General features: G+C 68.9%; 24 protein-coding genes. 14 read left to right on the top strand and 10 right to left on the bottom strand.

Features of this window, described 5'->3' with window-relative positions:
* Nucleotides 1-18: 18 nt before the first annotated feature.
* A complete protein-coding gene (locus BKA16_RS18520) occupies nt 19-405 on the bottom strand; it encodes an MmcQ/YjbR family DNA-binding protein (RefSeq protein ID WP_183372055.1) in 387 nt (128 codons plus the stop codon).
* Between the two features lie 44 nt (nt 406-449).
* Between BKA16_RS18520 and ligA the strand changes: the two genes are divergently transcribed.
* Nucleotides 450-2,546: an NAD-dependent DNA ligase LigA gene (gene ligA, locus BKA16_RS18515; protein WP_183372054.1), complete on the top strand. Its 2,097-nt coding sequence runs from the start codon at nt 450-452 to the stop codon at nt 2,544-2,546.
* Nucleotides 2,547-2,684: 138 nt separating this feature from the next.
* On the top strand, nt 2,685-3,608 hold the full coding sequence (locus tag BKA16_RS18510) for a type IV toxin-antitoxin system AbiEi family antitoxin domain-containing protein (protein WP_183372053.1): 924 nt from the start codon (nt 2,685-2,687) through the stop codon (nt 3,606-3,608).
* Nucleotides 3,609-3,682: 74 nt separating this feature from the next.
* Here the strand turns inward: BKA16_RS18510 and BKA16_RS18505 are convergent, their stop codons facing one another.
* Together BKA16_RS18505 and BKA16_RS18500 are read right to left on the bottom strand one after the other, a co-directional pair.
* Complete coding sequence (locus tag BKA16_RS18505; RefSeq protein ID WP_183372052.1) at nt 3,683-4,345, bottom strand: ACT domain-containing protein; 663 nt, start codon at nt 4,343-4,345, stop codon at nt 3,683-3,685.
* A gap of 3 nt (nt 4,346-4,348) precedes the next feature.
* Nucleotides 4,349-4,723, bottom strand: coding sequence for a YbjQ family protein (locus tag BKA16_RS18500; RefSeq protein WP_183372051.1), 375 nt, complete (start codon nt 4,721-4,723; stop codon nt 4,349-4,351).
* Between the two features lie 167 nt (nt 4,724-4,890).
* Between BKA16_RS18500 and gatC the strand changes: the two genes are divergently transcribed.
* Together gatC and gatA are read left to right on the top strand one after the other, a co-directional pair.
* Complete coding sequence (gatC, locus tag BKA16_RS18495) at nt 4,891-5,214, top strand: Asp-tRNA(Asn)/Glu-tRNA(Gln) amidotransferase subunit GatC (protein WP_183372050.1); 324 nt, start codon at nt 4,891-4,893, stop codon at nt 5,212-5,214.
* Nucleotide 5,215: 1 nt separating this feature from the next.
* Nucleotides 5,216-6,715, top strand: coding sequence for an Asp-tRNA(Asn)/Glu-tRNA(Gln) amidotransferase subunit GatA (gene gatA / locus BKA16_RS18490; RefSeq protein ID WP_183372049.1), 1,500 nt, complete (start codon nt 5,216-5,218; stop codon nt 6,713-6,715).
* Here the strand turns inward: gatA and BKA16_RS18485 are convergent.
* Together BKA16_RS18485 and BKA16_RS18480 are read right to left on the bottom strand one after the other, a co-directional pair.
* Nucleotides 6,685-7,869: an alpha/beta-hydrolase family protein gene (locus BKA16_RS18485; RefSeq protein WP_183372048.1), complete on the bottom strand. Its 1,185-nt coding sequence runs from the start codon at nt 7,867-7,869 to the stop codon at nt 6,685-6,687. The genes gatA and BKA16_RS18485 overlap by 31 nt on opposite strands.
* A complete protein-coding gene (locus tag BKA16_RS18480; protein ID WP_183372047.1) occupies nt 7,866-8,486 on the bottom strand; it encodes a hypothetical protein in 621 nt (206 codons plus the stop codon). The genes BKA16_RS18485 and BKA16_RS18480 overlap by 4 nt, the downstream gene beginning before the upstream one ends.
* A gap of 166 nt (nt 8,487-8,652) precedes the next feature.
* Between BKA16_RS18480 and BKA16_RS18475 the strand changes: the two genes are divergently transcribed.
* The 3 genes from BKA16_RS18475 (at nt 8,653) to BKA16_RS18465 (ending at nt 11,635) form a co-directional block, all read left to right on the top strand.
* Nucleotides 8,653-9,882, top strand: coding sequence for a sensor histidine kinase (locus tag BKA16_RS18475; RefSeq protein ID WP_343067509.1), 1,230 nt, complete (start codon nt 8,653-8,655; stop codon nt 9,880-9,882).
* Nucleotides 9,883-9,886: 4 nt separating this feature from the next.
* Nucleotides 9,887-10,531, top strand: coding sequence for a response regulator (locus BKA16_RS18470; protein ID WP_343067508.1), 645 nt, complete (start codon nt 9,887-9,889; stop codon nt 10,529-10,531).
* Nucleotides 10,532-10,603: 72 nt separating this feature from the next.
* Nucleotides 10,604-11,635 (top strand): 6-phosphofructokinase, encoded by a 1,032-nt coding sequence (locus BKA16_RS18465; protein WP_183372045.1) that lies wholly within the window; start codon nt 10,604-10,606, stop codon nt 11,633-11,635.
* Nucleotides 11,636-11,657: 22 nt separating this feature from the next.
* Here BKA16_RS18465 and BKA16_RS18460 read toward each other — a convergent pair whose 3' ends face one another.
* Nucleotides 11,658-11,888: a PspC domain-containing protein gene (locus BKA16_RS18460; RefSeq protein WP_183372044.1), complete on the bottom strand. Its 231-nt coding sequence runs from the start codon at nt 11,886-11,888 to the stop codon at nt 11,658-11,660.
* Nucleotides 11,889-11,995: 107 nt separating this feature from the next.
* Between BKA16_RS18460 and gatB the strand changes: the two genes are divergently transcribed.
* A complete protein-coding gene (gene gatB, locus BKA16_RS18455; RefSeq protein WP_183372043.1) occupies nt 11,996-13,507 on the top strand; it encodes an Asp-tRNA(Asn)/Glu-tRNA(Gln) amidotransferase subunit GatB in 1,512 nt (503 codons plus the stop codon).
* Between the two features lie 76 nt (nt 13,508-13,583).
* Here gatB and BKA16_RS18450 read toward each other — a convergent pair whose 3' ends face one another.
* A complete protein-coding gene (locus tag BKA16_RS18450) occupies nt 13,584-14,723 on the bottom strand; it encodes a PQQ-dependent sugar dehydrogenase (protein WP_183372042.1) in 1,140 nt (379 codons plus the stop codon).
* Nucleotides 14,724-14,833: 110 nt separating this feature from the next.
* Here BKA16_RS18450 and BKA16_RS18445 point away from each other — a divergent pair, with 110 nt between their 5' ends.
* Entirely contained in the window at nt 14,834-16,024 is a 1,191-nt protein-coding gene (locus BKA16_RS18445; RefSeq protein WP_343067507.1) for a DoxX family membrane protein, read from the top strand.
* 100 nt (nt 16,025-16,124) lie between these two features.
* Here BKA16_RS18445 and ilvD read toward each other — a convergent pair whose 3' ends face one another.
* The 3 genes from ilvD to BKA16_RS18430 all read right to left on the bottom strand — a co-directional run bounded on the left by ilvD (nt 16,125) and on the right by BKA16_RS18430 (nt 19,996).
* Nucleotides 16,125-17,969 (bottom strand): dihydroxy-acid dehydratase, encoded by a 1,845-nt coding sequence (ilvD, locus tag BKA16_RS18440; RefSeq protein WP_183372040.1) that lies wholly within the window; start codon nt 17,967-17,969, stop codon nt 16,125-16,127.
* A gap of 147 nt (nt 17,970-18,116) precedes the next feature.
* On the bottom strand, nt 18,117-19,445 hold the full coding sequence (gene mgtE, locus BKA16_RS18435) for a magnesium transporter (protein WP_183372039.1): 1,329 nt from the start codon (nt 19,443-19,445) through the stop codon (nt 18,117-18,119).
* Nucleotides 19,446-19,570: 125 nt separating this feature from the next.
* Complete coding sequence (locus tag BKA16_RS18430) at nt 19,571-19,996, bottom strand: PH domain-containing protein (RefSeq protein ID WP_183373168.1); 426 nt, start codon at nt 19,994-19,996, stop codon at nt 19,571-19,573.
* Nucleotides 19,997-20,278: 282 nt separating this feature from the next.
* Between BKA16_RS18430 and BKA16_RS18425 the strand changes: the two genes are divergently transcribed.
* From BKA16_RS18425 to BKA16_RS18405, 5 genes are all read left to right on the top strand, one after another.
* A complete protein-coding gene (locus BKA16_RS18425) occupies nt 20,279-22,189 on the top strand; it encodes an acetolactate synthase large subunit (RefSeq protein WP_343067506.1) in 1,911 nt (636 codons plus the stop codon).
* Nucleotides 22,186-22,689: an acetolactate synthase small subunit gene (gene ilvN, locus BKA16_RS18420; protein ID WP_183372038.1), complete on the top strand. Its 504-nt coding sequence runs from the start codon at nt 22,186-22,188 to the stop codon at nt 22,687-22,689. Before BKA16_RS18425 ends, ilvN begins: the two co-directional genes overlap by 4 nt.
* Before the next feature lie 98 nt (nt 22,690-22,787).
* Nucleotides 22,788-23,801: a ketol-acid reductoisomerase gene (ilvC, locus tag BKA16_RS18415; RefSeq protein ID WP_183372037.1), complete on the top strand. Its 1,014-nt coding sequence runs from the start codon at nt 22,788-22,790 to the stop codon at nt 23,799-23,801.
* 202 nt (nt 23,802-24,003) lie between these two features.
* The gene (locus BKA16_RS18410; RefSeq protein ID WP_183372036.1) at nt 24,004-24,438 is read left to right on the top strand and encodes an SRPBCC family protein; all 435 of its coding nucleotides are present in this window, start codon (nt 24,004-24,006) and stop codon (nt 24,436-24,438) included.
* Nucleotides 24,439-24,518: 80 nt separating this feature from the next.
* Nucleotides 24,519-24,968 (top strand): SRPBCC family protein, encoded by a 450-nt coding sequence (locus BKA16_RS18405; protein ID WP_183372035.1) that lies wholly within the window; start codon nt 24,519-24,521, stop codon nt 24,966-24,968.
* The last annotated feature ends 36 nt before the right edge of the window (nt 24,969-25,004 follow it).

Genomic DNA, 25,004 nt, shown 5'->3' with positions numbered 1-25,004 from the left:
CGCCGAGCATCGGGTCCGTCAGCCGTCCAGCGCCGCGACCGCCCGTTTCGGCGCGATCTGCCGGAACGATGCGTCGAGCAGTTCGGCGACCTCGTCCCAATCGGGGTGGTCGGCCAGGTCGATGCCGAGCCAGCCGTAGGCGCCCATGTAGGCGGGCACGAAGAAGCGCGCGTCCTGTTCGAGGGCCTGGGTCTCGCCGGGATCGGGGATGATCAGCAGCGCCGTGTCGATCGGGGAGCGCGTCTCACCCTTGCGGGATCCGCCGTACATCGCGAACATCTTGCCGCAGCGGAAGGTCGGTCGTCCGTGAGCGATCTTCTCGGTGGCCTCGGGCAATGCGAGCGCGCACGCACGGACCCGGGCGAGGATCGGGTCGGCGTCGTCGAACATGATCGGGTGCGGCATTCTGCCAGAGTAGCCGTGTCGGAGGGCTGCGTTAATCTGAACCGGTGACCGATCCGCAGACGCGAGACTCCGACTCCGACGACGCCGCCCGGCACTGGGCCGAGCTGGCCGAGCAGGTGCGCGGACACCAGTTCCGGTACTACGTCCAGGACGCGCCGGTCGTCAGCGACGGCGAGTTCGACGACCTGTTCCAGCGCCTCCTCGCGCTGGAGAAGGCGCACCCGGAGCTGGCGGTCGCCGACTCGCCGACCAAGCTCGTCGGCGGCGGGTTCTCCACCGACTTCGCCTCTGTCGACCACCTCGAACGCATGATGTCGCTCGACAACGTCTTCGACGCCGACGAGATGCGAGCCTGGGTCTCGCGCACCGAGTCCGACGCCGGGGCGGGCATCGAGTTCCTGTGCGAGTTGAAGATCGACGGCGTGGCGCTGTCCCTGGTGTACGAGAACGGCGTCCTGGTCCGCGGTGTGACGCGCGGCGACGGGCGCACCGGAGAGGACGTGACGCTCAACGCCCGCACCATCGTCGGCGTCCCGCACGAGCTGACCGCGACCGACGAACGACCGGTCCCCGACCTGCTCGAGGTCCGCGGCGAGGTCTATTTCCGGCTGGAGGACTTCGCGAACCTCAACGCCTCCCTCGTCGCCGAGGGGAAGCCGCCGTTCGCCAATCCGCGCAACTCGGCGGCCGGCTCGCTGCGCCAGAAGAACCCGCAGGTCACTGCGAAGCGGAATCTGCGGATGATCTGTCACGGTATCGGCCGCATCGACGGTTGGCGTCCCGGGTCCCTGCACGACGCGTATCTCGCATTGGCCGACTGGGGGCTGCCCGTCTCCTCGCACACCCGCAAGGTGACCGGCGCCGACGCCGTGCTCGACGCGGTGACCTACTGGGGCGAGAATCGGCATTCGCCCGAACTCGACCACGAGATCGACGGGCTGGTCGTCAAAGTGGACGATGTGACCCTGCAGCGGCGTCTCGGCGCCACCTCGCGGGCCCCGCGCTGGGCGATCGCCTACAAGTATCCGCCCGAGGAGGTGACGACCAAGCTCCTCGACATCATGGTCGGCGTCGGGCGCACCGGCCGCGTGACACCCTGGGCGCAGATGGAGCCGGTCACCGTCGCCGGGTCGACGGTGTCCCGTGCGACGCTGCACAATCCGTTCGAGGTGGAGCGCAAGGGCGTCCTGATCGGCGACACGATCACCATCCGCAAGGCGGGCGACGTGATCCCGGAAGTGCTCGGCCCCGTCGTCGATCTGCGAGACGGCACCGAGCGCGCGTTCGTGATGCCGATCGAGTGCCCCGAGTGCGGGACCACGCTGGCACCGGCCAAGGAGGGCGACAAGGACATCCGCTGCCCCAACCAGCAGACGTGTCCCGGGCAACTCCGCGAACGACTGTTCTATCTGGCCGGCCGCGGCGCCTTCGACATCGAGGCGCTGGGATACGAAGGCGCACAGGCGCTTCTATCGAGCGGCGTGCTCACCGACGAGGGCGATCTGTTCTCGCTGACCGAGGACGATCTGCTCCGCACCGACATCTACACCACGAAGGACGGCGCGCTGTCGGCCAACGGCCGTCGCTTCCTGGAGAACCTCGACAAGGCCAAGCAGGTTCCCCTCTGGCGGGTCCTCGTCGCTCTCTCGATCCGGCACTGCGGTCCGACGCCGTCCCGCGCCCTCGCCACCGAGTTCGGTTCGCTGGAGCGGATCGAGAAGGCGACCGTCGACGAGTTGGCGGCCGTCGACGGTCTCGGCCCCACCCGCGCGCAGAGCGTGCACGACTGGTTCACCGTCGACTGGCACCGCGACATCGTCGACAAATGGCGTCACGCGGGCGTGTCGATGGAGGACGAGCGCGACGAGTCGATCGAGCGCACCCTGGAGGGCAAGACTATCGTCGTGACCGGTTCGCTCGTCGACTTCACCCGTGACGGCGCGAAGGAGGCCATCATCTCGCGCGGGGGCAAGGCCTCGGGTTCGGTGTCGAAGAAGACCTCGTATGTCGTCGTCGGCGACTCGCCGGGCAGTAAGGCGGCCAAGGCCGAGGAGCTCGGGGTCCCCATCCTCGAGGAGGACGCCTTCAAAGTCCTGCTCGAGACGGGCCGGGCGCCCGGGGAGATGGCCGACGAGGAATGACGAGCCTCCGCTCACCTCGACGCTCTTCGCTCACTTCCGGAAGTGAGCGAAGAGCGTCGAGGTGAGCGAGGATCGGCGAATTGCCCGCCTGTGGATAACGGGGTGCGCCTTTCGGCGATCCGGTGTCTACTTCGCAGTATGTGGCCTGTCGATCGATTCGGAATCATCCACCGTGACGTCGCGCTCGACGCCGGGATCAGCGAGAAGACTATCGCGCGGGCAGTGCACGCGGGGCAGCTCTGCGTCGTCGCGCGCGGCCGGTACGTGCCCACTCCGGTAACCCACAACGACGACGCAGACGACGTGCTGTACCGGGCGAGATGTGTCGCGGCAGCGACCGGCCCCGGGCGCCCCGTCCTCAGTCACGACTCCGCGGCCGCCGTGCACGGACTGCGGTTGCTCGGCCCAGACCGCGGTCGCGTGCACGTGACCACGGGGCGGGAGTCCGGGGGCTCGCGCCGGTCGCGGCGCATCATCCACGCCGGACTCCTGCCGTCAGACGACGTCGTCGAGATCGGCGGCGTACTGGTCACCAGCCTTGCACGGACCGCGGTCGACGTCGCACTCGCGGCCGGGACGTTCGCGCAGGCGTTGACCGCCTTCGACGGCATCGTCGCCGACCACGAGGTTCGCGAACAGGCCGCGCGGCTGCTGAGCGCGCCACGGCACGGCATCGCTCTCGTCCGGCGGGCTCACGCGCTCGCCGACGGGCGGTCTGAATCGCCGGGCGAGTCGTGGAGCCGAGCGCAGATGATCGAGGCTCGACTCCCGGTGATGGACCTGCAGGTGGAGTACCGCCTCGGCTCCGGCGGGCGAGCGTTCTGTGATTTCAGCCTCGACGACGTCTTCGTCGGAGAGTTCGACGGACTCGTGAAGTACCGCCGTGGCATGCGGCGAGACGAAGACCCGGAGAGCATTGTAATCCGCGAGAAGATCCGCGAGGACGAACTCCGTGACCTCGGACTCGACGTCGGGCGATGGATCTGGGCGGACCTGCGCGGTCGAACGATGGTCCCTAAGGTGTGCGTTCGCCTCGACAGACTCGGAATCCGCTATGGCTGACCGTCTTCGCTCACGTCACCGCCACTCGCTCACTTCCGGAAGTGAGCGACCGTCGGCCAGGTGAGCGTACGGCGTCAGTGCGACGGTGCGTCGACGACCGTCGAGATGATGCCGGTCAGATAGCCCAGCCGGGCCACCTCGGACGGCCGGAACTCCGGCCCACCGGTCCGCCCCAGAAGCAACGCCTTGGCACCGTGGCCCATCGGAGCGGCGGCCAGGGTGGTGTCCATGTCGCGCCAGACGTCGGGGGCCCAGTCGTTGTCGGACGGAAAACCCGTCGCCGTGGTCAACGGCAGCCAGTCGGCCCGCTCCAACGGGGTCTCCGGCGCGCCGGAACTCGCGAACAGGGTGAGCACGTCGGTGCCCGGACGGGCGATCACCATGGCCCACGATGCTCGGAGCACACGCGGGGAGTGGTCGACCAACACCTGCAGCCGATCGCGCGGCGCCGTCGCGACGATGTCGATCAGCTCCAGCTCCTGATGCGTGTCGAGCACGTCGGAGAACGGACGCAGCGACTCCACCCGCACATCGTGCACGTTCTGCGCGGCCGTGATGAGCGTGTCGGGCAGCGAGGTGGCCGGCAGTTCGACGACGATGTCGTCGATCGCGTAGCCGTCGCCTCGCTCGATGACCTCCAACGAACGGATGTCGGCGCCGACGGCGCCCAACTCGACGGCGAGCATGCCGAGACTGCCCGGCCGGTCGGACAGACGCAGGCGCAGTAGGTACGACACCTTCTACTGCTGGGGAGGAACCGGTGCGGCCGCCTGGCTCGACACCGGCGGTTGCCCGGCGAGGGGAGTCACGCCGACCGCGGTGCCGTACGCGCACACTTCGACGCCGCTGCTCGCGTACTCGGTGGTCTCGAAACGGAAGGCGACGACCGCGTTGGCTCCGCGACCCTGCGCTTCGGCGGCGAGGCGACTCAACGCCTCCTGGCGGCATTCGTGCAGCAGCTGGGTGATGCCCTTCAGCTCGCCGCCGCCGATCGACTTCAGCCCGGCACCGATGTTGGAACCGATGTGGCGGGACCGGACCGTGAGACCGAAGCACTCGCCGAAGGTGTGCTCGATGCGGTAGCCGGGAAGTTCGTTGGTCGTGACGATGATCATGCCCACCACGGTACGTCGCCCGCCGCCGGGCGGCCAGGGAGGACCGGCGTTCTGGCGTGGATCGATCGATCGGCATCGCGGTGCGGATCGGAGGCGACTGCCGGTGCGCCGCGCGGCTCCCATATCCTTGAGGCAGTCCATCCCGCAGGCGAGAAAGGCCCTTGGTGATGTCCACCGAATCGGAGTCCGCAACTTCACCGGCGATCAGCCGGGAGGAGGTCGCGCATCTTGCGCGGCTGTCGCGTCTGGCGCTGACCGACGCCGAGCTCGATCAATACGCGGGTCAGCTCGACTCGATCCTGGCACATGTCGCCCAGGTCGCCGAGGTGGCCGCCGACGACGTGCCCCCGACCGCGCACCCGGCGGATCTGCAGAACGTCCTGCGCCCGGACGTCGTCGTGCCCAGTCTGACACCCGGCGAGGCGCTGGCCGGTGCGCCCGCCGTCGAACAAGACCGTTTCGCCGTGCCGCAGATCCTCGGGGAGGAATGAGTTGACCGAGACCAGCACCCGCACAGCCGGTGAGATCACCGGACTGTCCGCAGCCGACCTGGCCGCCAAGATCGCCGCGCGCGAGCTGTCGTCGGTCGAGGTGACCCAGGCGCACCTCGACCGGATCGCCGAGGTCGACGACCGGCTCGGCGCGTTCCTGCACGTCGGTGGCACGGAGGCACTCGCTGCCGCGCGCCGCGCCGACGACGCGATCGCCGCCGGTGAAGCGCCGAGCGCGCTCGCCGGTGTGCCGATCGCGCTCAAGGACGTGTTCACCACGACCGACGCGCCGACCACGTGCGGGTCGAAGATCCTCGAAGGCTGGGTGTCACCGTACGACGCGACGCTCACCCGGCGTCTGCGCGACGCGGGCATCCCGATCCTCGGCAAGACCAACATGGACGAGTTCGCCATGGGCAGCTCCACCGAGAACTCCGCCTACCAGGTGACCCGCAACCCGTGGGATCTCGATCGGATCCCGGGCGGTTCCGGCGGCGGCAGTGCGGCCGCCCTCGCGTCGTACCAGGCGCCGCTGGCCATCGGCACCGACACCGGCGGCTCCATCCGGCAGCCCGCCGCGGTCACCGCGACCGTCGGCGTCAAGCCGACCTACGGCACCGTCTCGCGGTATGGACTCGTGGCCTGCGCCTCGTCGCTGGACCAGGGCGGCCCGTGCGGGCGCACAGTGCTCGACACCGCGCTCCTGCACGAGGTGATCGCCGGTCACGATCCGCGTGACTCCACGTCGATCGACGCGCCGGTGCCCGATGTGGTCGCCGCCGCACGCGAAGGCTCGAACAAGGATCTGACCGGAGTCCGCATCGGCGTCGTCAAGCAGTTGCAGGGCGAGGGCTACCAGGCGGGTGTGCTGGAGTCCTTCCAGCAGGCGTGCGCGACGTTGACGTCGCTGGGCGCCACGATCGTCGAGGTGGACTGCCCGAGCTTCTCCTACGCACTCGGCGCCTACTACCTGATCCTGCCGTCGGAGGTGTCGAGCAACCTCGCGCGCTTCGACGCCATGCGGTACGGACTGCGCGTCGGCGACGACGGCACGCACAGCGCAGACGAAGTCATGGCGTTGACCCGCGAGGCCGGATTCGGCCCGGAGGTCAAGCGCCGCATCATGATCGGTACGTACGCGCTCAGCTCCGGCTACTACGACGCCTACTACGGCCAGGCGCAGAAGGTCCGCACACTGATCGCGCGCGACTTCGCCAAGGCGTACCAGGACGTCGACGTCCTCATCTCGCCGACGACGCCGACCACCGCGTTCAAGCTCGGCGAGAAGGTCGACGACCCGCTGGCCATGTACCTGTTCGACCTGTGCACGCTCCCGGTGAACCTCGCCGGAACCGCGGCCATGTCGGTCCCGTCGGGTACCGCGAACGACGGGGGAGCCGTGCTCCCGGTGGGACTGCAGATCATGGCCCCGGCCCTGGCCGACGACCGCCTGTACAAGGTCGGCGCCGCCTACGAGGCCGCACGCGGTCCCGTCGGCTGACAGCCGCGAGGCATCTGCGCGACGGCGAGCCCCTGCTCGACGCCGTAGTGATGCCCGGTGCCGACCGGACCGTTCAGCGAGACGGCGAGGTCGAGTGCCGCACCGAACAACGACACGACCGGTGTCCACGGCACCCGGATCGACGGTTCGACTCCGACGGTCCGGGTGCCGTCGTCGTCGGCGGGCCGCCACAGCAGTGAGGCCGAGAACTCGGCGACCGGGTCGGTGGCGTTGGCTATCGACACGCGGCGGGCGCAGCCGGGCAGCGCTTCGATCGTTCCCGCCGGTGCACCCGAGACGACGGTGCCCGCTATGTCGACGTCGTTGCGCTGCGCCCAGGCGCGCGCCGCGTCGGCGCCGATCGCGCCGAGACTCTGTCCGTACAGGTAGACCGCGGGGCGGCGACCGCCGTCGTGGAGTCGATGGTCGAGGGCGCGCACGACGGCGATCGCGCTGCGGGTCGCGCCGTCCGACGAGCGGACGTACGCCTGCCATGACGGGACCTGCGAATACTGCATCGAGACGAACCGCACCGATCCGCGGAAGCGCCGGTCGAAACCGTCCACCGCGGCCGAGTCGAGCCAGCCCGATCCGGTCGGCACCCCCACGACCACGGCGTCCTGCCCGGCGCCGCCCGCCGCCGCCCACGCGTCGACGAGAGCCTCGGCCCGCGCGTCGAATCCTCGATCGTCGAGTCGCGAATACGTGAGCAGTTCCGAAGTCGGGACGTCGGGGGCGGCGTTCGCCTGGGCGGTCGGACCGACGATCGCGGCGACGACGAGTGCTCCGGCCGCCCAGACCCGGCGCGGGACGACGACCACCGCCGCGGCCACCGCGAGCGGAACGCCGCCGGCGACCGCGACCCACCCCGGTCCGGGAGCGGCGGCCGACACCGTCGCAGCGACCTGCGTCTGCCACCACAGCGCCGCGACGAGCAGGGCTCCCGCCACCAGTCCCGCACCGATCGCGAACTCGGCGGTCGCCGCGCGGGCTCGGCGTCCGACGAGCCGGCCCACCGCCATCCCCGCGAGCATGAGCAGCGTGCCCGCCGCCGCGACCAGCGGCGCCGGGTGGGGCAGTGCGCCGGGTGCGAGCGCCGTCGCCCAACCGGCCAGCCCTCCGACGATCACGGCGCGGCTCACTCGGGCGCTCATGACCGCCGACCGATCACGTCGACGACGCGGTGCAGGGTCGAGGAGGCCAGGTCGGACGTCGACTCCCGGGTGGGTGCCCGCCACTCCTGTCTCCACGAGTTGAGGGTGAGCCCGCCGTCGGAGACGGTCGCGGCGACATCGCACAGCGGGTTGGTGCACGCCCGGTGCATCGCGTCGACCAGCATGTCGTCGAGTGCGCGCCGCGCCCACGGCGCGGGCTCGCGCCCCGTACGCGCACCGAATCGAAGCAGGTCGTAGCCGAAGTCGTGTGCGCGGCACAGACCCTCGAACCTGGCCGGCAGCCGAATCGGCGATGAACACGATCCGTCCGGATTCACCGGACGCCCGTCTTCGACGACGGGCCGATAGCCCATGGTCGCGGCGAATCCCTCGGGAAGGTCGGCGAGTGCTCTCGCCGGATCGTCGCCGACCAGGTCGGCGATCGCACGGTCGACATCGGTGCGCACGTCCCCGACCGGCGCCGGCGACGAGGTCACCGCGGAGGTGACTCCGGCGGTGCACAGGGACAGCAGCGCGAACACGCTGATCGCGAAGCCGAGCCACAGTCGGCGGACGATGCGACGGACGGGTGATCTACGGGTGGGGGTCTCGGTCATGCACTGAGCGTCGCGGTTCTGCGCGCTTCACCGGATCGCCCGCGGAAGTGATTGGTGGTCAATGCTTTCGGATGAGTGGAGGCCTTCGACCAACACTGGGGTACGGGGCGGGAATCCCTCTCGCGGGGGAGGCGCACGGACGTCGGCACGATCTACCGTTCGGAGTGTGAAGAAACCGTCCCTGAAACGTCTGCGAGCACGTCGACCGTCGTTCGACGCCGTGCCCGACCCGGTGATGCGCGATTATCTGCGCAGCGGGTGGAACTGGTTCGGCATGCTGATCGCGGTGACCATGCTCTCGGTCACCTGGCCGAACCTCGCGATGAGCCACCCCATGCCCGCGTACCTGCTGCCGGTGTTCTCGGTCGCGTCGTCGGCGCCGATGGCACTGCTGTTCGCAGGTCCCGCCGCGGTGCGGGTGGGCTGGGCGATGGTGACGGTCACCGGATCGATCGCGTCGTTCGTCCCGCACCCCGGGATCGACTTCCCGATGCCGATCCCGATGTTCCTCGTCCTGTACGCGATGACGGTGGCAGCGCTGATCACTCAGCCGCTGTCGAAACTGCCGCTCGTGGCGGCCATCACCTCCGGAGCGCTGGTGATCGGCGTCCAGCCGGGGGCCAGGATCGGCTGGATCTTCGCGCTGCTCGTCGTGACCATCGGCGTCGCGTTCATCCGCTATCGGTGGATGTCGCAGAAGCAGATCGAGAAGCAGACCTCCGAGACCGAGGACGCCCGGGCACGCGAAGCCGTCCTGGCCGAACGCACCCGTATCGCCCGCGAACTGCACGATGTGGTGGCGCACCGGATGTCGATGGTCGTGGTCATGTCGCAGACCGCGAAGTATCGGCTGGCGGCCGGCGACGACGGCGAGACGATCGGGCCGGCCACCGAAGCCGAGTTCGGAGCCATCGCCGACGCCGCGCGGCAGTCGCTCGACGAGGTCCGCCAGCTCCTGGGGGTCCTCCGTCCGTCCGAGGGAGTCGATCTGGCGCCGGTCCAGGGGGTCGACGATCTACCGTCCCTCATCGCTCAGGTGCGCGCGGCGGGGGTCGTCGTCGACTACTCCGACCGGATCGGCGACTGGGGTGAGCCGGGCGCGGCCGGTGCGGCGATCTACCGGATCGTGCAGGAGTCGCTGACCAATGCGACCCGGCACGCGCCGGGCTGCGGCATCGCCGTCCGGATCACCGCGCGCGACGACGACGCCGTCGTCTCGATCGTCAACGGTCCGCCGGCCGATCCGTCGGCGCCGACGCGTCCCGGTAGCGGGCAGGGCGTCATCGGAATGCGTGAACGGGCGTCCGCGGTGGGTGGGACCCTGTCGGCTCAGCCGACCGCCGACGGCGGCTTCGCTGTGACCGCCACCGTCCCGCACCGTCGCACACTAGGCTGATCGGGTGACGGTGACGACAGTGGTGATCGCCGACGATCAGGCGATGGTGCGAGCCGGATTCGCGGCGCTGCTCGACGCGGCCGACGGCATCTCGGTCCTCGGCGACGCCGAGGACGGACTGGCGGCCGTCGAGGTCTGCAAGAGACTGCAGCCCGACGTCGTACTGATGGACGTGCGGATGCCGCGCCGGGACGGACTGTGGGCCGCCGAGCAGATCATCGCGGGCGGATCGTCCACCCGGGTCCTGATGCTCACGACCTTCGACATCGACGACTACGTGTACTCGGCGCTGCGGATCGGAGCATCCGGATTCATGCTCAAGGACGCGCCCGCCGACGAACTGGTCCGCGCGGTGCACGTCGTCGCGGCCGGCGACGCACTGCTCGCGCCGTCGGTCACCAGACGGCTCATCGCCGAGGTGACCGCGCGGTCGCCGAAAGCGCCCTCCCCGGCCGTGGCGGTGCTGACTCCGCGTGAGCGGGAAGTGCTCGAGACGGTCGCCGACGGCAGGTCGAACGCGGAGATCGCCGCGCAGCTGTTCGTGTCCGAGCAGACGGTCAAGACGCACGTGAGCAACGTCCTGGCCAAGCTCGGACTGCGGGATCGCGCACAGGCCGTCGTCTTCGCGTACGAGAACGGGCTCAAATAGCGCCAAGCCGTGCCGGAGCGCCGAACTCGTGTTGTCATGGAGTCGGCGACTTCGGCGAGAGAAGGGGTGTACATGGCGCGCTTCGGGATTCTGACCTCCGGCGGCGACTGTCCCGGACTGAACGCGGTGATCCGCGGAACGGTGCTGCAGGGCGAGATGGTGCACGGGCAGGAGTTCGTCGGATATCGCGGCGGGTACCGGGGCCTGGTCTACGGCGACGTGATGCCGCTCGAACGCAGTGTGGTGCGCGGCATCTCCCAGCAGGGCGGCACGATCCTCGGCACGAGCCGCTTCGGTCCGTACACCGAACCCGACGGCACGCCCCAGAACATCCTCGCGCGCATGGCCGGACTCGACGTCGACGGGGTGATCGCGATCGGCGGCGACGGCACGATGGCCGCCGCCAACCGGCTCCTGGAGGACGGGGTGCCGATCGTCGGGGTGCCGAAGACCATCGACAACGATCTCGAGGCCACCGACTACACGTTCGGCTTCAACACAGCCGTCGAGATCGCGACCGAAGCCGTCGACCGGCTCCGCACCACCGGCAACTCGCATCAGAGGTGCATGGTCCTGGAAGTCATGGGCAGACACGCGGGGTGGATCGCCATGTACGCGGGTATCGCGGGCGGCGCCCACGCGATCCTCATCCCCGAGCAACCCGAGAGTCTGGAGCAGATCTGCACGTGGGTCGCGAGCGTACGCGACCGCGGGCGTGCGCCGATGGTCGTCGTGGCCGAGGGATTCACGTTTCCGGACATGGACCAGGCGCATTCGCACAAGGGGCTGGACGGTTTCAACCGTCCGCGACTGGGCGGCATCGGCGAGATCCTCGCACCGCTCATCGAGGAACGGACGGGTGTCGAGACACGCGCGACGGTCCTCGGCCACATCCAGCGCGGCGGCGTCCCCTCCGCATGGGACAGAGTCCTCGGCTCTCGGTTCGGGCAGGCGGTCAGCGATCTCGTGGCGGACGGCGACTGGGGCAAGATGGTGGCGTTGCGCGGCCGCGACATCGTCCGTGTGCCGTTCTCCGACGCCGTCGGCCACACCAAGACGGTGCCGCTCGACCAGTACCGAGGTGCGCGCGCCACCTTCGGCTGAGCCGAGACCGCCGGCCCTGAGCTCAGTCCTCCGGGATCACCAGCCACAGGATCAGATAGAGCAGCACCTGCGGGCCCGGCAGCAGAATCGACGCCACGAACGCGACGCGCACCCGCGTCGAGTCGACGCCGAGATAGTCGGCGACGCCGCCCGCGATGCCGGCGATCTTGCGGTCGGTCCGCGAACGGCGCAGACGGCGCGGCTGCGCCGGGACCGTCGGGTCGGGGGTGTACGGGGGGATCTGGTCGCTCATCGCGTGTCCTTTCCGATGGTGTCGATCTGCGTTCCACGGTATGGGCGCGGGTCCGCTCGGGGCATCGGTGCGATCCCGGAGAAACACCCCCAGATACGATGGAGCGCATGAGTGCGGTAACCGACGAACTGATGGACTACGACGACGTCATCGGAGCTTTCGACCCGGTCATGGGCATGGAGGTGCACGTCGAACTCGGCACCGAGACCAAGATGTTCTGCGGCTGCCCCACGACCTTCGGCGGCGACCCGAACGCGCAGGTCTGCCCGTCGTGCCTGGCATTGCCCGGTGCGCTTCCGGTCGCGAACGCGAAAGCGATCGAGTCGGCGGTCAAGATCGGTCTGGCACTGAACTGCTCGATCCGCGAGTCGAGCGTGTTCGCGCGAAAGAACTACTTCTACCCGGACCAGCCGAAGAACTACCAGATCAGCCAGTACGACGAGCCGATCGCCTACGACGGCCACCTCGACGTCACCCTGACCGACGGCACCGTCTGGCGCGTGGAGATCGAACGCGCGCACATGGAGGAGGACACCGGCAAGTCGCTGCACATCGGTGGGGCGACCGGTCGCATCCACGGTGCCAGCCACTCGCTCCTGGACTACAACCGCGCGGGCGTGCCGCTCGTCGAGATCGTCACTCGGCCGATCGAGGGCGCCGGCGAGCGGGCTCCCGAGGTGGCTCGCGCGTACGTCACCGCTCTGCGCGACCTCCTCAAATCGCTGGACGTCTCCGACGTACGCATGGACCAGGGGTCGATGCGGTGCGACGCCAACCTGTCGCTCATGCTCAAGGGCGCCACCGAGTTCGGCACACGCACCGAGACGAAGAACGTCAACTCGCTGCGCAGCGTGGAGACCGCGGTGCGCTACGAGATGCAGCGCCAGGGCGCGGTCCTGAGTTCCGGCGGCGAGGTGATCCAGGAGACTCGACACTTCCAGGAGGCCGATGGCACCACGTCGGCCGGTCGTCGCAAGGAGACCGCGGAGGACTACCGCTACTTCCCCGAGCCGGACCTGCCGCCGGTCATCGCCGACCCCGCGTGGGTCGAGTCGATCCGGGCGACGCTTCCCGAGTTGCCGTGGGTGCGCCGCGCTCGCATCCAGGCCGAGTGGGGCGTGTCCGACGAGGTGATGCGCGACCTGGTGAACGTCGGCGCCGTCGACCTGATCATCGCCACCGCCGAAGCGGGCGCATCCGCCGACGCCGCGCGCAGCTGGTGGGTGTCATTCCTGGCTCAGCAGGCCAACACCCGCGGCGTGGAGCTGGCCGAGCTGGCGATCACGCCGAAGCAGGTCGCCGAGGTCATCGGCCTCGTCGACGAGGGCAAGCTCACCAACAAGCTGGCCCAGCAGGTCGTCACCGCGGTTCTCGACGGTGAGGGCGAGCCCGCGCAGATCGTCGCCGATCGCGGTCTGGAGGTGGTCCGGGACGACTCGGCCCTGCAGAAGGCCGTCGACGACGCTCTCGCCGCGAACCCTGACATCGCCGACAAGATCCGCGGCGGCAAGGTTCAGGCCGCGGGCAAGATCGTCGGCGACGTCATGAAGGCGACCCGCGGTCAGGCCGACCCGGGCCGCGTCAAGGAGCTCGTACTCGCCGCGTGCGGCGCGCAGTAGCGCGTCCTCACGACGTCGATCCCGCGCCCGACCTCCGTACCGGGGGCGGGCGCGGATCGCATTCGGACCGCAGAACTCACGTCCGGTCTTCGCTGCCGCCCTGCGGTACGTGGACGGCGACGCGGTCGTCGAACGACTCGGTCTTCATCCCGGGCAGGGTCTTGTTGATCGTCGCGAGCTGGAACGCTCCGCCGAAGGTCGTCATCCGACCGACCGCGCCGTAGGTCTTGGACACGTCGTCGGCCGTCGGTTCGGTCAGGACCGGGTTCGCGCTGTCGGGTTTGGTGAACACGTCGATGCGCTTCTTGGCGCCGACGGCCACCGAGATCGTGTCCGTGCCGGTCGCGCAGCCGGTGAGCCCCGGCCGGTCGGCCCACGTCCACAGCGTCTTGAGGCTCTTCTGAGTCACGAGGGACAGGCGGTCTCCCGCGCGTCCGCTGTCGGTGACGTACATCTGGCCGTTGTCGGGGTCGCGACACAGCGCGACGTTCGAGCCCAGTCCCGAGGCGAGGACGTCCGGCTTCGGCGCGGGCTGATTCGGGTTGATCTCGAAGATCTTGCCCGCCAACGACGATCGGTCCTGAGCGGCGCCCGGATCGCCCGCATCGCCGGTCGCGACGGTGAGCGTGTCGGGGCCGGTGAACGCGATCGAGCCCATGTTGCCGGTGGCGCCCTTCGGGATGCCGGTGAGGATCGGTTTGACGGATCCGGACGGCGCGATGCGAACGACGCGGTTGTCCGACGGCGTCGTGATCAGGGCGAAGATCATCTGGTCCTCGAGCCACGTCGGAGACAACTCGAAGTCGACGAGTCCGCCGTCGCCGGAGCCGTCCACCGGGACCGTGGCCACCGCCCGCTGCGGCCCGTAGCGCTTGGACAGGATGATCTTGCCGGTGACGCGTTCGGCGACGTAGGTGGTCTTGCCCTGGGCATCGGCCGGTCGGACGCCCGCCGTCTGGTCCAGGCAGGTGGCGATCACCGACGGATTCGGGTCGACGCAGGGTCCCGTCGGCGGGTCGCCGCCCTGGTCGTCGGGCGACTCCGGGGCGGTCGGCGCCTGCGGTCGGTACATCTCGCTCGGCACCTCGCTGAAGGTGCCCTGATCTGCAGTGGACTGCTGTGAGTCGAAGTCGGCGCACCCGGCCGAGGCGACGAACGCGGCGGCGAGGACGGCTGCGGCGGCGGTGCGCCGCCCACGTGTGGAAAGCAGCGGCATCCCTCCAGCGTAGGCGATGACACGATCAGGTCACTCGATCGCTCGATCGTTACCAAATCGTCGGGTGGCGCTACGCCCACGTCGCGATGCGGCCGCATAACCTCGGTGAGGTGAGTAGTTCCAACGACAACGATCCGGAGCGCGGACCGTCGCGGCCGCGGCCCCGTCGTCCGCGACCGGACCGCGACGACTTCATCGAACGGCATGGTCGACGCCCCGCGCCGAATCCGCAGCCCGCCGACGTCGCCGCCGACGCCACCGATCCGATCGACGCGGGTGAGCCGACGTCGATCATCGAGCCGGTCGACTCGCCCGCCGATGTCAACGACACGGAGGTCATCGAGCGCATCGGTGACGGTCCGGCCGACGAGGAGGCCGCGCCCGGCGCCGTCGATCAGGAGACCGGGGCCCCGCCGCGCGCCTACGCAGCCGTCGACGAGCCGACATCCGACTCGACCGCCGGATCCGAGGAGACCACGCGGCTTCCGCGCAGCGACGTCCCCGTGCAGTCGTCCGACGAGCCCGTCACCACGGAGCCGTTCGACGACCCGGACGACGAGCGCGACCGTCCACGCGGTGAGCGGCGTACCGCCGAACACCTGACGCAGGACCCGCTGCCGTACATCGAGCCGCAGCCGACGCGTCCGATCGAGACCGAGGCGCCGCCGCAGCCGTTCGCCCCGGAACCGTTCGACGACGAGTCCGTCGCCCCGCCCGAGCAGGTGGCTGCGCAGGCGCCGCCTGCGCGACGCGGCACCGTCGACCTCGGTCTGCTGGTGCTGCGCGTCGCGCTCGGTGTCGTCTTCCTCCTGCACGGGTTGCAGAAGTCGACCGGGTGGTTGGGCGGTCCGGGCCCGCAGGGATTCGCGGACTTCCTAGCCAACTCCTCGGATCCCAGCCTGGGATTCGACGAGAACGTGACCAAGATCCTGTCGCTCGTGGCGGGCGTCAGCGAGACCGCGGGCGGTGTGTTGCTGATCCTCGGACTCTTCACCCCGATCGCCGGGGCCGCGGTGCTGAGCAGCATTCTGGTCGCGATGACCTACAAGGCGACCCTCGCGGGCGGCGTCTGGTTCTTCGCGGCCGACGGCGGCGGCAACGGCGTCGAGTTCGAGGCGACGCTCGCCGCGGCGGCCGCAGCCGTGATCCTCACCGGTCCGGGTCTGTACTCGGTGGACCGACGATGGGGGTGGGCACGCCGCCCGGCGTGGGGTTCGGCGGCCTGGCTGGTGATCGGCATCGGCGTCGCCGTGGCCGTGTGGCTGGTCTTCAACGGAGCGAATCCGTTGGTGAACATGTAGCCGGGAGGACCGCACCCCGAGACAGAAGCGCACGAGCGGCACCGTGAGTGCCGCTCGTGCGTATTCTTCTCGTCTCTCAGGCGGGTGCGCCCGCGCGTTCTCAGTCGACGACGCGGACGGCGCCCTTATCGGCAGAGGTCGCGAGCTTGGCGTAGGCGCGCAGCGCGTTGCTGACAGTGCGCTCGCGGTTGCGGGGCTGCCACGGGTGCTCGGAGGCCTCCATCTTGGCGCGACGCTCGGCGAGCGTCTCATCGTCGACGAGGACTTTGAGAGTCCGGGTCTTGACGTCGATGAGCACCTCGTCGCCGTTCTCCACCAGACCGATGTCGCCGCCGGCCGCCGCCTCCGGGGAAGCGTGTCCGATCACCAGACCGGACGAGCCGCCGGAGAAGCGGCCGTCGGTGACCAGACCGCACTTCTTACCCATCCCGGTGCCCTTCATGAACGCGGTCGGGTGCAGCATCTCCTGCATGCCGGGGCCTCCCGCGGGGCCTTCGTAGCGGATCACCAGGACCTCACCGGCCTGCAGTTCCTTCGACAGGATGGCGTGGACGGCGTCCTCCTGAGACTCGACGACGCGCGCCGGCCCCTGGAAGTGCCACAGCGATTCGTCGACGCCCGCGGTCTTGAGGATTGCTCCGTCCGGCGCCAGGTTCCCGCGCAGCACGCAGAGGCCGCCCTCCACGGTGTACGCGTGTTCGAAGTCGCGGATGCAGCCGTCCGCCGCGTCGGTGTCGAGGGACTCCCACCGGTTCGACGTCGAGAACGGTTCGGTGGTGCGGACGCCGCCGGGCGCCGCGTGGAACAGTTCGAGCGCGGTGTCGGTGGCGGTGCCGCTGCGGATGTCCCAGTCGGCCAGGAACGATTCCAGCGAGTCGGCGTGGACCGGGTGCACGTTCTTGTTCAGCAGACCGGCGCGGTTGAGTTCGCCGAGGATCGCGGGGATGCCGCCCGCCCGGTGAACGTGCTCCATGTAGTAGTCCGGCGAGTTCGGTGCGACCTTCGACAGACACGGCACGCTGCGGGAGATGCGGTCGATGTCGGCGAGGTCGAAGTCGATCTCGGCCTCCTGCGCGGCCGCCAGGATGTGCAGGACGGTGTTCGTCGAGCCGCCCATGGCGACATCGAGCGACATGGCGTTCTCGAACGCCTCCCGGGTCGCGACGTTGCGAGGCAGCACCGACTCGTCGTCGTTGAAGTAGTAGCGCTTGGCCAGGTCGACGACCAGCTCTCCGGCCCGGGTGAACAGATCGCGGCGCGCGATCTGCGTGGCCAGCGTGGAGCCGTTGCCCGGCAGCGACAGGCCGAGAGCCTCGGTGAGACAGTTCATCGAGTTCGCGGTGAACATGCCCGAGCACGATCCGCAGGTCGGGCAGGCCGACCGCTCGACGGTGAGCAGTTCCTCGTCGCTGACGGTGCTGTCCGCCGAGATCGAGATGGCGTCGACCAGGTCGGTGCCCGGGCGGACGACCCCGTTGACGACCACCGAGGTCCCGGCCTCCATCGGACCGCCCGAGACGAACACGGTCGGGATGTTCAGGCGCATGGCGGCGTTGAGCATGCCCGGGGTGATCTTGTCGCAGTTCGAGATGCAGACCAGGGCGTCGGCGGTGTGCGCGTTCACCATGTACTCGACCGAGTCGGCGATGATCTCGCGACTCGGCAGCGAGTACAGCATGCCGCCGTGCCCCATCGCGATGCCGTCGTCGACGGCGATGGTGTGGAACTCCTTCGCGACGCCGCCCGCTGCCTCGATCGCCTCGGCGACGATCTCGCCCACGTTCTTGAGGTGCACGTGACCGGGCACGAACTGCGTGTACGAGTTGGAGATGGCGACGATCGGCTTCCCGAAATCGTCCTCGGTCATTCCGGTGGCGCGCCAGAGGGCGCGGGCGCCGGCCGCCTCGCGGCCGACAGTGGTGGTGCGAGACCGAAGGGCTGGCATAGTGAATCCTCGCTCGACGTTGGTGTTCGCCCGGTCGGGCTGCGATCGGGGCTCTTCCGACTTTACGCGCCCTCTGCGATGTCGGGTTCGCGGCGGGTCGCCGAGCGCCTGCGGGGCCGCGACGGACGATCGTGTTGCGCCGCCCGATCAGATGCCGAGGACGGCCTTGGCGATCATGAAGTAGATGAGGAGGCCGGTGGCGTCGCAGAACGTGGAGATGAACGGGGTGGAGAACACCGCCGGATCGACGCCGATCCGTTTCGCGACGAGCGGCATGACGCCGCCGACCGTGGCCGCCACCGCGCACACCGAGACGATCGTCAGACCGATGACGGCTCCGATGCCGGTCTCGTACGCCACCGACGCGACGGCGAATCCGACCGCACCGAGCGCCGCACCCATGGTCACTCCGACGCTCGCCTCCTTGAGGGCGACTCGCAGGACGTCGCGCGGGCGCACCTCGTCCATCGCGAGTGCGCGGGTGACCGTCGTGGCGGCCTGCGATCCGGTGTTGCCGCCGATGCCGGTCAACAGCGGGATGAACAGCGCCAGTGCCACCTTCTGCTCCAGGGTGCCCTCGAACACCTCCAGGACGTTCACGGTCAGGATCGCCGAGACCGCCAGCACGAAGAGCCACACCACGCGGGCGCGGGTGATCGCGAACACCGACGACCGCAGATACGGCGTCTTCAACTTCTCGCGCGCACCGGCGCGGGCCGCGTCCTCGTCGTCGGCCGCCGCGACGACCTCGGCCGCATCGTCGAGTGTCAGCATCCCGATCAGTCGGTCCTCGCTGTCGACGACCGGCATAGCGGGGAGTCCGAGCTCGACGCAGCGTCGCGCGGCCGTCTCCGCCGAGGCGGTCGCGTGGGCGTACACCGGCGGGCGACGGCACGTCTCGACCGGAACCGACGGGTCGCCGAGCAGCAGATCGCGCAGACTCACGACTCCGAGCAGTCGGCGCTCGGCGTCGACCACCGGGATCGTGTAGATGGTCTCCGCGTCGTGCCCTCGTTCGATGACGCGCGCCAGACCGGCGCCGATCGTGTCGTCGGCGTAGACGTGCACGAACTCCGGACTCATGCGGCGGCCGACGGCGTTGCGGCCGAACCCCAGGACCACCGCGGTCGCCTCGCGTTCGGCGGGCGGGAGAGTACGGATCAACTGCTTGGCGACCGCCGCGGGCAGTTCGTCGAGGAGCTCGGCGCGGTCGTCGGGGTCGAGGTTGTCGAAGGCGTCGACCACCTCGGCGGTGCCGAGGGCGTCGATGAGGCGGGCCTGCGTGTTCGGTGACATGTCGTCGAACACGTCGACCGCGTCGTCCTTGGACAGAAGGCGGAAGGCGATCGTGCCGCGCCTGGTGTCGAGGCCGTCGAGGATCGCCGCCGCCTCCTGCGGGGCGACGGCGGACAGCTCGCGGGCCACGTCGGCGAGCCGCTCCTCGTCGACGAGGGCCCGGATACGGTGTGCGGTCATCGATGCATCCTGTCTCGCGGAGCGGCGAGCCGCTTCGCGACGAGTCCGGCTGTTCACGGCGACGATGGTCGCACGAGACGGTCGACCGCGCGCTGCGCCGTCCCGATGACGGCGATGGACGGCGCTTATTCGCCCGCGGTTCCGTCCGCGGACCTGGCCTCGCGCTCGGCGGCGAACGGGTCGGGGAGACGGCCGCCGCTGGCCAGCGACAGCTTGGGAACGTCTTCGAAGCCCACCGACGGCAGACGGATCTCCGTGCCGTCGGTGGTCACCGCGCGCACGGAGGTCCACTTGGGGAACCGCAGGCCGTCGATCTCGTCCCAGGAGGCCGATTGCTCGCCGAACGTGCCGACCGCCACGATCCCGTCGGAGTCGACGTGGGTGCGGAGCCGGTGAATCCACCAGGCGAGGGCGACGGGAACGACGGCCAGGAAACCGAACCAGAGCGAACCGCCCATCATGATCACCACGAGGAGAACGGCGACGAGCACACCCGCGTACGCCAGTCGGGACAGTTTGAAATCGAATTCCGGATCGCTCACGGCGTCCATTGTCCCATGAGCGGTATTCGTCGTCGTCATGGGCGGATTTGACTCGGAGTCCGGTCGGGGCCTACCTTGTTTCTCGTGATGGATCGCAAGCTTCTTGTAGTAATCGGTCGGCGCGTCAACGCCTGATCGGTCACTTCGTAGACCCTTTCGAATCACCCACGACGCGCCCCTCGACCAGCACCCGCTGTCGAGGGTTTTTTCTTGTCAGGACCAGGTGAGCACTGCGACCGGTCCGGCGGGGCGTCAAGAATTTTGCTGGCACCAGAGGATGAGGAACGTGCAGTGAGTAATCCAGCAGCAGCACACGGGTCCGGGGGACGACCGCAGTCGCCGTCCACCGAGTCGATGCGCTCGGGCGACGCGGTCGTCGCTCCCGAGCGGGTCACCGGCGCGCAGTCGGTGGTCCGGACGCTCGAAGAGCTCGGCGTCCAGACCGTGTTCGGCATTCCCGGTGGAGCCGTCCTCCCGGTGTACGATCCGCTCCTCGACTCGACCAAGGTCCGCCATGTCCTGGTTCGCCACGAGCAGGGCGCAGGCCATGCCGCGACCGGTTACGCCCAGGTCGCGGGCCGGGCAGGCGTCATGATGGCGACCTCGGGTCCGGGTGCGACCAACCTGGTGACCCCGCTGGCGGACGCGCAGATGGACTCGGTCCCGGTCGTCGCGATCACCGGACAGGTCGGTCGCGCACTCATCGGCACCGACGGATTCCAGGAGGCCGACATCTCCGGAATCACCATGCCGGTCACCAAGCACAACTTCCTGGTGAGTTCGGCCGCCGACATCCCGCGCATCATCGCCGAGGCGTTCTACATCGCCGAGAGCGGTCGCCCCGGCGCGGTCCTGGTCGACATTCCGAAGGACATCCTGCAGGCCCAGACCACGTTCTCGTGGCCGCCGCAGTTCGATCTTCCCGGCTACCGTCCGGTGACCCGCCCGCACGGCAAGCAGATCCGCGAGGCAGCCCGGCTGATCCAGCAGGCACGACGACCGGTCCTGTACGTCGGCGGCGGAGTCATCAAGGCCGAGGCCTCGCCGGAGCTGCTCGAGCTGGCCGAGTTGACGGGAATCCCGGTCGTCACCACGCTGATGGCGCGCGGTGCGTTCCCGGACAGCCACGAGCTGCACATGGGCATGCCCGGCATGCACGGCGCGGTCGGGGCGGTCGCCGCCCTGCAGCGCGCAGATCTCCTGATCACGTTGGGCGCCCGCTTCGACGACCGCGTCACCGGGCGTCTGGACTCGTTCGCACCGGACGCCAAGGTCATCCACGCCGACGTCGACCCGGCCGAGATCGGTAAGAACCGCGACGTCGACGTCCCGATCGTCGGCGACGTGCAGGCGGTCATCGTCGACCTGCTCGAGGCACTGCGCGCCGAGCACGCGACCGGCGGCGCCAAGTCCGATCTGGGCAAGTGGTGGGAGTACCTGGACGACATCCGGAAGACGTATCCGCTCAGCTACGATCCGCAGTCCGACGGATCGCTCTCGCCGGAGTTCGTCATCGAGCAACTCGGCAAGGCGGCCGGCCCGGACGCGGTCTACGTCGCCGGAGTCGGTCAGCATCAGATGTGGGCCGCACAGTTCGTCAAGTACGAGAAGCCGCGCACCTGGCTGAACTCGGGCGGTCTGGGCACGATGGGATACTCGATCCCGGCCGCGATGGGCGCCAAGGCCGCCGCTCCGGACAAAGAGGTGTGGGCCATCGACGGCGACGGATGCTTCCAGATGACCAACCAGGAGCTCGCGACCTGCGCGATCGAGGGCATCCCGATCAAGGTCGCCCTGATCAACAACGGCAATCTCGGCATGGTCCGTCAGTGGCAGACCCTGTTCTACGATCAGCGCTACTCGAACACCGACCTGTCGACGCACTCGCGGATGATCCCGGACTTCGTCAAGCTCGCCGACGCCCTCGGCTGCGTGGCCCTCCGCGTCGAACGCGAAGAGGACGTCGCCCCGGCGATCGCGAAGGCGCGGGAGATCAACGACCGCCCGGTCCTCATCGACTTCATCGTCGGTAAGGACGCCCAGGTGTGGCCGATGGTCGCCGCGGGCACCGGCAACGACGAGATCATGGCCGCCCGCGACATCCGTCCGCTCTTCGACGACGACGAGGCTGCGGCCGACCCGGCCGAGATCCACGACACGATGGATCGCGAGCAGGCCACCACGGAAGGGGATTCGCTGTGAGCACCACCCACACGCTAAGCGTTCTGGTCGAGGACCGTCCAGGTGTCCTCGCCCGCGTCTCCGGGCTGTTCTCACGGCGCGGATTCAACATCGAGTCGCTGGCCGTCGGCCCGACCGAACTCAAAGGGATCTCGCGGATGACCATCATGGTCACCGTCGACGACTTCCCCCTCGAACAAGTGACGAAACAGCTCAACAAGCTGATCAACGTCATCAAGATCGTCGAGCAGGAACCGACGAACTCGGTCTCCCGTGAGCTCATGATGATCAAGGTCCGCAGCGATGCGACCAACCGCAGCGAGATCATCGATGTGGTCAACCTGTTCCGCTCGAAGGTCATCGACGTGTCGCCGGAATCGGTGACCGTCGAAGCGACCGGAACGTCGGAGAAGCTCGAAGCTCTGTTGCGGATGCTGGACCCGTACGGCATCCGTGAGATCGCCCAATCCGGCGGAGTGACCCTCGGCCGTGGACCCAAGAGCATGTCGGCCAACCGCTAGCGGGACAATAGACAACCGACGCCGCTCGGCGTGACGCACGCGACGGTCGAGCAGAGTTGTAAACGACAACACCTCAACATCATTCGAAGGGAATTGCTGTGGCAATCGAACTTTTCTACGACGCAGACGCCGATCTGTCGATCATCCAGGGCCGTAAGGTCGCCGTCATCGGCTACGGCAGCCAGGGACACGCGCACTCGCTGTCGCTGCGCGACTCGGGCGTGGACGTGGTCGTCGGTCTGCGCGAGGGCTCGCCGTCGCGTGAGAAGGCGGAAGAGCAGGGCCTGAAGGTGATGACCAACGCCGAGGCCGCCGCGTGGGCCGACGTGATCATGATCCTGGCTCCGGACACCAGCCAGGCGTCGATCTTCACCGATGACATCGAGCCGAACCTGAAGGACGGCGACGCGCTGTTCTTCGGCCACGGTCTGAACATCCACTTCGACCTGATCAAGCCGCCGGCCAACGTGACCGTCGCGATGGCCGCCCCGAAGGGCCCGGGCCACCTGGTCCGTCGTCAGTTCGTCGACGGCAAGGGCGTGCCCTGCCTGATCGCGGTCGACCAGGACCCCAAGGGTGAGGGCCAGGCTCTGGCGTTGGCGTACGCCTCGGCCATCGGCGGCGGCCGCGCGGGCATCATCAAGACCACCTTCAAGGAGGAGACCGAGACCGACCTGTTCGGTGAGCAGGCCGTCCTCTGCGGTGGCACCGAGGAACTGGTCAAGACCGGTTTCGACGTGATGGTCGAGGCCGGTTACGCACCGGAGATGGCCTACTTCGAGGTTCTGCACGAGCTCAAGCTGATCGTCGACCTCATGTACGAGGGCGGTATCGCCCGCATGAACTACTCGGTGTCGGACACCGCGGAGTTCGGTGGTTACGTGTCGGGTCCGCGTGTCATCGACGCCGACACCAAGGAGCGCATGCGCGCCATTCTGACCGACATCCAGGACGGCACGTTCGTCAAGCGCCTGGTCGCCAACGTCGAGGGCGGCAACAAGGAGCTGGAGGGGCTGCGCAAGGAGAACGCCGAGCACCCGATCGAGGTCACCGGCAAGAAGCTGCGCGACCTGATGAGCTGGGTCGACCGCCCGATCACCGAGACCGCATAAGCGTCCCGGCAGCTGTACCCGCGGCCCCGTCTCCTCGCACGTCGAGGGGCGGGGCCGCAGTGCGTCGCCCCGACGGGCGAATCACGGGCGAATCGAGGGCCATCGGCGAACGTGACAATGGACCATGGCACTGTGGGGTGATGCCATCGGGTGCGTGAGGTCTCCGATGCGGTCAGAGTCAGAACGAGGTCAAGGAGCCCCGATGCCCGGAGTACACCACACGGTCACCACCCACGCGCCTCGCGAGAAGGTGTTCGCCTACGTCGACGACCCGGAGAACGTGCCCGAGTGGATGTTCGGCGTCACGAAGTTCGCCCCGCGCGGCGGCCGGAGCCGGGGCCTGGGCGCGGTGTACGACGCCACGATGAAGATCGGCCCCAAGGCGCTGGACTCCACCCTCGAGGTCACGCTGTGGACGCAGGACAGCGAACTGATCCTCTCGTCGATCGCCGGATTCGACGTCACCACGCGGTGGAGGTTCTCCGACGGAGACGACGGGTCGACGACGGTCGACGTCCACTTCGACTACAACCTGCCGGGAGGTCTGGCCGGGCGCGCGCTGGCCAAGATCATCGAACCGATCGTGGGGCAGGCGGTCAGGCAGACCGAGCATGCGATCAGGTCCGCCGTGGAGTAGCCGTGTGACAATATATCCGAGGTTGTGACACACGGCGGCGGCGCGACCGGCGTGACGCCGCGGGACTGTGAGGGAGAGACATGGCAGAGATCCGCCACACGGCGACGATGAGGGGTTCGCGGGAGGTCGCGTTCGCGTACGTCAACGACTACCGCAACGTGCCGGAGTACATGTTCGGGGTCAGTGACTTCCGGCCGATCACCGAGGTCACCAGCGGCGTCGGGTCGCAGTTCGTGACGACGCTCAAGGTGGGACCCAAGACCCTCGAGTCGACGGTCGAATGCACCGAGTGGGTCGAGAACGAGGTCATCAAGCTCACCTCCGTCAAAGGATTCGGCGCGAGCACCGAGTGGTATTTCGCCGACGGCGACGAACCGGGAACCGTCGTCGCCGACGTCGTCTTCGACTACACGCTTCCGGGCGGTATCGCCGGCCGTGTCCTCGGCGGGCTGATGGAGCCGTTCGTCGCGCAGGCCGTCAAGCACACCGACTCGGTGATCAGCAAGCACCTGGCAACGCAGAACGACTGATCCGCGAGTGAACCGAACGAAGCGGCGGCCCCTCCG

Origin of the sequence: Gordonia humi (assembly GCF_014197435.1) — a bacterium.
GTDB lineage: Bacteria > Actinomycetota > Actinomycetes > Mycobacteriales > Mycobacteriaceae > Gordonia > Gordonia humi.
This window is presented reverse-complemented; position numbering and strand designations above follow the sequence as displayed.

Coding starts and splice junctions, on each gene's coding strand:
- BKA16_RS18520 (WP_183372055.1), bottom strand. CDS start 405: ATGCCGCACCCGATCATGTTCGACGACGCCGACCCGATCCTCGCCCGG.
- BKA16_RS18510 (WP_183372053.1), top strand. CDS start 2,685: ATGTGGCCTGTCGATCGATTCGGAATCATCCACCGTGACGTCGCGCTC.
- BKA16_RS18500 (WP_183372051.1), bottom strand. CDS start 4,723: ATGATCATCGTCACGACCAACGAACTTCCCGGCTACCGCATCGAGCAC.
- gatC (WP_183372050.1), top strand. CDS start 4,891: ATGTCCACCGAATCGGAGTCCGCAACTTCACCGGCGATCAGCCGGGAG.
- BKA16_RS18485 (WP_183372048.1), bottom strand. CDS start 7,869: ATGAGCGCCCGAGTGAGCCGCGCCGTGATCGTCGGAGGGCTGGCCGGT.
- BKA16_RS18480 (WP_183372047.1), bottom strand. CDS start 8,486: ATGACCGAGACCCCCACCCGTAGATCACCCGTCCGTCGCATCGTCCGC.
- BKA16_RS18465 (WP_183372045.1), top strand. CDS start 10,604: ATGGCGCGCTTCGGGATTCTGACCTCCGGCGGCGACTGTCCCGGACTG.
- BKA16_RS18460 (WP_183372044.1), bottom strand. CDS start 11,888: ATGAGCGACCAGATCCCCCCGTACACCCCCGACCCGACGGTCCCGGCG.
- gatB (WP_183372043.1), top strand. CDS start 11,996: ATGAGTGCGGTAACCGACGAACTGATGGACTACGACGACGTCATCGGA.
- BKA16_RS18450 (WP_183372042.1), bottom strand. CDS start 14,723: ATGCCGCTGCTTTCCACACGTGGGCGGCGCACCGCCGCCGCAGCCGTC.
- ilvD (WP_183372040.1), bottom strand. CDS start 17,969: ATGCCAGCCCTTCGGTCTCGCACCACCACTGTCGGCCGCGAGGCGGCC.
- mgtE (WP_183372039.1), bottom strand. CDS start 19,445: ATGACCGCACACCGTATCCGGGCCCTCGTCGACGAGGAGCGGCTCGCC.
- BKA16_RS18430 (WP_183373168.1), bottom strand. CDS start 19,996: ATGGACGCCGTGAGCGATCCGGAATTCGATTTCAAACTGTCCCGACTG.
- BKA16_RS18410 (WP_183372036.1), top strand. CDS start 24,004: ATGCCCGGAGTACACCACACGGTCACCACCCACGCGCCTCGCGAGAAG.
- BKA16_RS18405 (WP_183372035.1), top strand. CDS start 24,519: ATGGCAGAGATCCGCCACACGGCGACGATGAGGGGTTCGCGGGAGGTC.